Source organism: Polaromonas sp. P3_C2 (genome assembly GCF_056402675.1).
In genome coordinates this window covers 1-1,169 of sequence record NZ_JBFUGX010000973.1, presented here as the reverse complement: position 1 = coordinate 1,169, position 1,169 = coordinate 1, and the positions used below count along the sequence as shown (strand labels likewise).

At 59.9% G+C, this 1,169-nt stretch carries 1 protein-coding gene; it reads right to left on the bottom strand.

Translation table 11 applies throughout. The annotated features are described in order from the left end of the window. A partial coding sequence (locus tag AC1DWI_RS23900; RefSeq protein WP_477726006.1) for a vWA domain-containing protein occupies positions 1-1,169 on the bottom strand: 1,169 nt, incomplete at both ends.

Sequence of the window (1,169 nt, the reverse complement as noted above, 5' to 3'; positions counted from 1 at the left end):
ATACACACCAACCTGGCTTGCGGGTTGCGTTGCTTGAACACTTCCCACTCACGCAAGGTTTGCGTCGCACCGGCACGCTTGCTATCCACCCACGACTCGTTGTCCGACACCAGCACCACCAGGTCTGCCTTGGCCTTACCGGCGTTCAACAGGGCCARCGGYGCCGAGCAGTTGGTTCCRCCWCCGCCCACGGCAGCCAGTTTCTCCGCATTGGTCATCACCGAGTCACGCGGGTTCAACGACAAGTTGACGACTTTCTGCTCAAACGGCAGCGCCATGGTTGCCGGGTTCTTGCGCAGCAGAGCCGCAGCCACCAGGGCCGCCACGTCAATACAACGCACCGCACTGGTTGCAGAACCACGGTGTCCGGACACCGCCGAGCTCATGGAGCCCGACACATCAGGACACACCACCACCTTACCCACCAAAGCCGGCACGTTCTTCAACGCGATTTCCATCGCGTCTTGCAATGCTTCACGTACCTGCAGAGGAACGGTTTCATCCGTCGCTTTGTAGGCAGCCATCAACTGGTAGGGCAACACGCGGGCCTTCTCAATACTCTGCGCGTCACGCAGTTTGGCGGCAATGGCCTTTTCAGCCTTGGTTGTACCAAACACGCCGTGGCGCGCAAAGGTGTTGAGATTCTGTCGCACCATCTGCCACGAGCCATTCTTTGCAATCTGCGTCCACTGGTTGGTGGTCAGGTTCAAGGCCGTCAACATTTGAAACGGCACATCGGGCGCCACACCGCTGCGGTCCTTCTTGTAGGCTTCAAAAGCACGCGTCGCCTCGGGCAACTGGCTCACGTCAAAGTCACGGCCAATCAACCAGGCAAACCACGCGGCGCGCCAGGCCTCAGCCGGTTTGGGGTGAACCATCTTCACGACGTCGGCCAACGACGGGCTGTTACCCACGCTGGCGTTCAGCAGCTGCTTCTCGCTTGCATTGCACAACCAGGCCTGCACCAACTTCTTGGGACGCGAACCCATTGACTTACGGCCCACACGGCCGCTACGCAGAATTTGCACCACGTTACGCAGCATCTTGCCGTTGTCTACCACGCGAGGAAACGCCTTGGCAAACAGTGCCACATCGCGGGTCGCCAGCGAGGCCAACAGCAGCGCCGGCATGTCTTTCATATGGCCACGCTCGCGGGCATAGATGGCAGT